Origin of the sequence: Streptomyces thermospinosisporus, from assembly GCF_039526425.1 — a bacterium.
GTDB classification, from domain to species: domain Bacteria; phylum Actinomycetota; class Actinomycetes; order Streptomycetales; family Streptomycetaceae; genus Streptomyces; species Streptomyces thermocarboxydovorans.
The window spans coordinates 60409-65828 of the sequence record NZ_BAAAIZ010000006.1 but is presented as its reverse complement, the minus strand read 5'-3'; the positions used below and the strand labels follow the sequence as shown (position 1 = coordinate 65828).

General features: G+C 70.5%; 3 protein-coding genes. All 3 read left to right on the top strand.

All coding sequences use genetic code 11. The annotated features are described in order from the left end of the window. The first annotated feature begins 210 nt into the window (after window positions 1-210). The 3 genes from ABD207_RS02680 (at window position 211) to ABD207_RS02670 (ending at window position 5394) form a co-directional block, all read left to right on the top strand. Entirely contained in the window at window positions 211-1323 is a 1113-nt protein-coding gene (locus tag ABD207_RS02680) for a hypothetical protein (RefSeq protein ID WP_344009748.1), read from the top strand. Window positions 1324-1619: 296 nt separating this feature from the next. Continuing rightward, on the top strand, window positions 1620-4055 hold the full coding sequence (locus ABD207_RS02675; RefSeq protein ID WP_344009747.1) for a HelD family protein: 2436 nt from the start codon (window positions 1620-1622) through the stop codon (window positions 4053-4055). A 94-nt stretch (window positions 4056-4149) separates the two neighbouring features. Next, complete coding sequence (locus ABD207_RS02670) at window positions 4150-5394, top strand: MFS transporter (protein WP_344009746.1); 1245 nt, start codon at window positions 4150-4152, stop codon at window positions 5392-5394. Window positions 5395-5420 lie beyond the last annotated feature (26 nt).

The following is a 5420-nucleotide window of genomic DNA, read 5'->3' as shown; positions in this document are numbered from 1 at the left end:
CAGCGCGGCCAGCTCCTCCAGCAGCTCGCTGGACAGACCGTTCGGCGACACCGGCATCGAGCGGCACTGCATCAGCTGGCCCTCACTGCCGTCAAGCACTGACTGTGACCGACCTTCTCCGCTGGTTCCCCGCCTACCGACCGTCAGCGCCGAGGTGACCTCTCCTTGTCCGCAGCAAAACCCGCTTCGCGCGATCCGTTCCCGCAACGGGTGCGCATGCACGCCGGCTACCACTGGCGCAACAGCGGCAGTCCGTTCGTCACCCGCCTCCGGGACCACTGGGACACCCGCCGGACCGCGGCCTTTCCCTCCGTCCGCTCGGACCTCGCGGGCATGTCGGTGGGCTACTCCGGTCTGCGGGAAGGTCTCGCCTACACCCTGGAGTTCACCGAGCTGCGCCGGGAAGAGGGTGCCCGATCGCCGGCAGTGCGGACCTCGCGTCTGGTGTCGGGGGCGCGGTTGCGCGATCCCGCGGCGCTGCCGGAGGCAGACATCCGCATGGTCGGTACCAGTGCCTCGCTCGCCCGCCGCCTGCCGAGGGAGGCGTCGCTGGTCATTCCCATGCGGGTGCACTTCGTCATCGACTTCGACGGTGACCCGGAGTCGGCGCGGCGGGCCATCTCCAAGCGCGAGCGGTGGCAGTTCAACCGCGACATGCGCCGCCATCAGTGGGGCTGGGAGGTGAACGGCGACCCCGAGTGGTTCGAGGCCTTCTACGACGGCCACTACCGCCCCACCATGTTCCGGCGGCACGGCACGCGCGAACGGACCGAGGGCAAGAACGCCGCCTACGAGTGCCTCTTCCGCACCGGCAGGCTGTTCCGGCTGACGCAGGACGGCAAGCCGATCGGCGGGGCCCTGTGCCACTGGGACCCCCGCCAGAAAGTGCTCACGCTGCGCCTGCTGGGCGTGGAGGACGGGGCCGAACGGCATTACGAAAGCGGCGCGTTCAAGGCGATCTACCACCTGCTCATCGGCTGGGCCGCCGAGAACGGCGTGCGGCGTCTCGACTTCCAGGGCACCGAACCCTTCCTGAGCAAGGGGACGTTCCAGTGGAAGCGCCGGTTCGGCACCCGGGTGATCATGCCGCCGAACCACTTCGGCGACAAGCGCCTGTGGCTCCAAGTGTGTCGGGACACCCCAGCCGTACGGGACTACCTCGTCGCCAACCCGACCCTCGCCGAGACCGCGGACGGCCTGCTCGAGGCGGTCTACTTCCACGACGAACAGCGGTCGCCGCGGCTCGACTTCTCGGCGAAGGCACCGGGCGTGGAGCGGGTCCGACAGGTCGACCTCGACGAGTTCCTCGCGCCCCTGCTATGATCCTTCCGGTCCTGGCTCTCAGGATCTTCTTCCCCCGAGGCGATTCACTCAGCGGGCGTCATCGTCCAGCACTCTCGGGTGCGAGCATCATCTGCCATCTCCCGCACGGGAGCGCGGTCCTTTCCGGTCGACACCCTCCAGGCCACCCGGCCGGGACGGTGTCGACCATTTTTTTGTTCCACGTCCGCCACCCGGCCCAGCCGGGGGCCGTCCTGCCCATCACCCGCCGCGGCCCACCGCGGCATGCCCGCCGACGGGCCGACGTCACCCGCCGGTCCTTCGCCATGGAGTCCGCTATGACCTCTTCCACTTCGTCTTCCTCGCTGGAAAAACCGCCTCGGTCGACCGAACTCGCCCGCGAACAGGCCTACATGGACGTGCTCCATGACGCGTTGGGCGCCCTGCGCGAGGAGATCCGCAGTGAGCTTCGCACCGTGCTGCGCGAGTCCTCCGGAACAGCGCAGGGGCAGGTGGAGCGCGGAGCCGCGGCCGAGCGGCTCGCCCGCAAGCTCTTCACGCTGGAGACCGCCGAGAACGGACTGTGCTTCGGCCGGCTGGACCGGACCGACGACGAGCGCCTCTACATCGGCCGCATCGGCGTGCCCGGCGCCGGTCCCGACGACGACCCCCTACTCATCGACTGGCGCGCCCCCGCTGCCCGGCCCTTCTACACCGCCACGGCCGCGGCCCCGCAAGGCGTGCGCCTGCGTCGGCACCTGCACACGCGGGACCGCCGCGTGCTGCGGGTGGACGACGAACTGTTCGGCGACACCTCGGCCGCGCCCGACGACGTCCAGCTCTCCGGCGAAGCCGCCCTGCTGGCCGCCCTCCAGCACGGCAAGACCGGCCGGATGCACGATGCGGTCGCCACGCTCCAGACCGAGCAGGACAAGATCATCCGCTCGCCGCTCGCGGGCGTCATGGTGGTCCAGGGCAGCCCCGGCACCGGCAAGACGGTCGTCGCCCTGCACCGCGCCGCCTACCTGCTCTACAGCCACGAGCGGCTGCAGCGCAGCGGCGTCCTGGTGGTGGGACCGAACTCGGTCTTCCTGGAGTACATCAGCCAGGTGCTGCCCGGTCTCGGCGAGACCAGCGTGCTGCTGTCCTCCGTCGGCGGGCTGTACCCCGGTCTCTCGGCATCGGCCGAGGAGCCGGCGGCCTCCGCCGAGATCAAGGGGCGCCTGGTCATGGCGGACGTCCTCGACCGTGCCGTCCGGGCGCGGCAGGCCGCCGTAACCGCGCCAGTCGACGCGCTGATCGGTGGTGAGCACATCCGGCTGTCGCAGGACTTCCTGGCCGACGCGGCTGCCCGGGCCACCGAGGACGGTCGGCAGCACAACCTGGCCAGGCCGGTGTTCCGCGACATCCTCTTCGAGGAGCTGGCCGACCGGCTGGCCCGCGTCATCGGCGATATCGAGACCCGCTTCGAGGAGGTCCTGGCCGGCGAGATGGACGTCGAGGCCCTCGACCGCGCCGTACAGGAAGACCTGGCCAGCGTGTTCGGACAGGACGCGAAAGTCTACGACTTCAGGGCGCGGCTGCCCGCCGAGTTCGCCGACCGCAAGGCCAACTGGCTGCACGCGCTGCCCCGTGACCCGGCCGCCCGACGACTCCTGGACTCGCTGTGGCCGCTCCTCTCCCCGGAGCAGCTGCTGGAGGACCTCTACGCCGACCCCGCACGCCTCGCTGCGGCCGCACCCGAGCTCGGCAAGGAGGAACGGGCCCTGCTGGTGCGGGAACGGGGTGCGCCCTGGACGGCATCCGACGTACCCCTCCTCGACGAAGCCGCCGAACTACTGGGGTACGACGACCGTGCCGAGACCGAGCAGCAAGCGGCCCGCCGAGCCGCCGAACGGGATTACGCCCAAGGAGTCCTGGACATCGCACGCGGCTCCCGGGACGCGGACGGAACCTCGGACGAGCAGCTGCACGCCGCTGATCTGGTCACCGCCGACCAGCTCGCCGGGTGGCACACGCAGACGGACCTGCGCACGGTCGCGGAGCGCGCGGCGGCCGACCGGAGCTGGGTCTTCGGCCATGTCATCGTGGACGAGGCGCAGGAGCTCTCCCCGATGACCTGGCGCCTGCTGGTCCGCCGCTGCCCCACCCGCTCCTTCACCGTCGTCGGCGACGCGGCGCAGTCGAGCGACGCGGCCGGCGCGACGTCCTGGCGAGAAGCCCTGGAACCCTTCTTCGGCACCCGCTGGCGACTGTCGCAGCTCACCGTCAACTACCGCACCCCCGGCGAGATCATGGAGGCGTCCAGCCAGGTACTGAAGGCCATCTCTCCCGAGCTGCTGCCGGCGCGGGCGGTACGCCACGGCGCCGAACCGCCGCGCTGCGAAGGCACCACGCCGGAGGAGTTCCCCGCCAGGCTGGCCGAGGTCGCGGCCTGCGCGGCCCGCCGCGTGGCGGGGGGCCGCACCGCGGTCGTCGCTCCCACCGCCGACCTGGAACGGCTCGCCGCCGCCGTTGCCACGCGGATTCCCGACGTCTCCTGGGGCGCGAACGTCGACCTGGAGAGGGACGTCGTCGTACTCGACGTCCGCCAGGCCAAGGGGCTGGAGTTCGACTCGGTGATCGTGGCTGACCCCCAGGGGATGCTGGACAGCTCCGCCCGGGGCCTCAGCGACCTCTACGTGGCGCTCACCAGGGCCGGCCGGTTCCTGCAGGTGCTCCACCCCGGCCCACTACCGGACGTCCTGTCCCACCTGGCACAGGACTTTTCCTGACCCACGTCCCCCGTCCCCGTCTCCAGGGCCGCCGTTCCCGTGTGTTCCCGCACGTTCTCCCATGTCCCGAGCAGAAAGACCAACAGATAACGCCATGTCGACCACTCAAGCTCCGCCCCTGAGGCAGATCAGCGGATTCCGGAACTTCTGGCTCTCCCGTACCGTTTCCGGCCTCGGATCCGCCATCACCACCGTCGCGCTGCCCGTCCTGGTCTTCCAGGAAAGCCGCTCTCCCTTCCTGGTTTCCCTGGTCGCGGCTGCCGGAACACTGCCCTACCTCGCCTTCGGCCTGATCGCCGGTGCTGTCGCTGACCGCATGGACCGGCGCACCCTGATGATCGTGACCGATTGCCTGAGCGCGTTGAGCCTCGCCTCCATCCCGGCGGCCTGGGCCCTGGACATCCTGACGGTCACCCACGTCGTCGTGGTCGCGTTCCTCTCCTCCAGTCTCTCGCTGTTCTTCGACGCCGGTGTCTACGGATTCGTCCCCGACATCGTCGGCAAGGACAAACTCGCCCAGGCCAACAGCGCGGTCTACGGTGCGGAGACTGTCGTCCGCATCGCCGGAAACGCCGTCGCCGGCGCTCTCATCGCGCTGATGAACCCAGTGGGCACGCTCGCCCTCGATGCGCTGAGCTTCGCCTGCTCCGCCCTGTTCATCAGGGCGGTCACCAACGTCGCCTCCCGGCCCGCCGGTTCGCCGGGCAAACGACCCGGTTTCCGGGAATCGGTGACCGAGGGCCTGCGCTTCCTGGCCGGTCACCCCACGCTGCGGACCCTGACGGTGGTCGGCACGTTGCAGTCCTTCTCCGGCGGAGCCATCGTCGGTCAGCTCGTCGTCTTCGCCGACCGCGTCCTCGGCATCCAGGGCTCCGACGGGCGCATCGGCCTGCTCTACATGGCGTGGAGCGCCGGCGGCATCGGTGGATCCCTGCTGCTTCCCCGGCTGCGGCGGCGCTTCGACGCCTTCCCGCTGCTCCTCGGGGTACTGCCGATCGGCGCACTCCTCGGACTCGTCGTCGTGCTCACCACCGACTGGCGGATCGCGCTGGTGGCGCTGGCGGTGTGGGGAACGGCCTACCTGGTCGTGCTGGTGAACACCATGACCTACTCCCAGGAGGTCACGCCCTCCGAGCTGCAGGGCAGGGTCAACACCACCCGCCGCATGCTCTCCTCCGGGCTGGGCGTCCCACTCGGCGCCCTGGTCGCCAGCAGCATCACCGTGTCCGCCGGCATCCGCGCCGGCATGGCCACGGCCGTGGTCTCCATCGCCCTGGCCGCGATCGTGGTCTGGGCGGTACAGCTGCGCCGCATCCTGAGCCCGGCCGTGAAGGCATAGGCGGCCCAACGGCTCCGCGCCGCCCC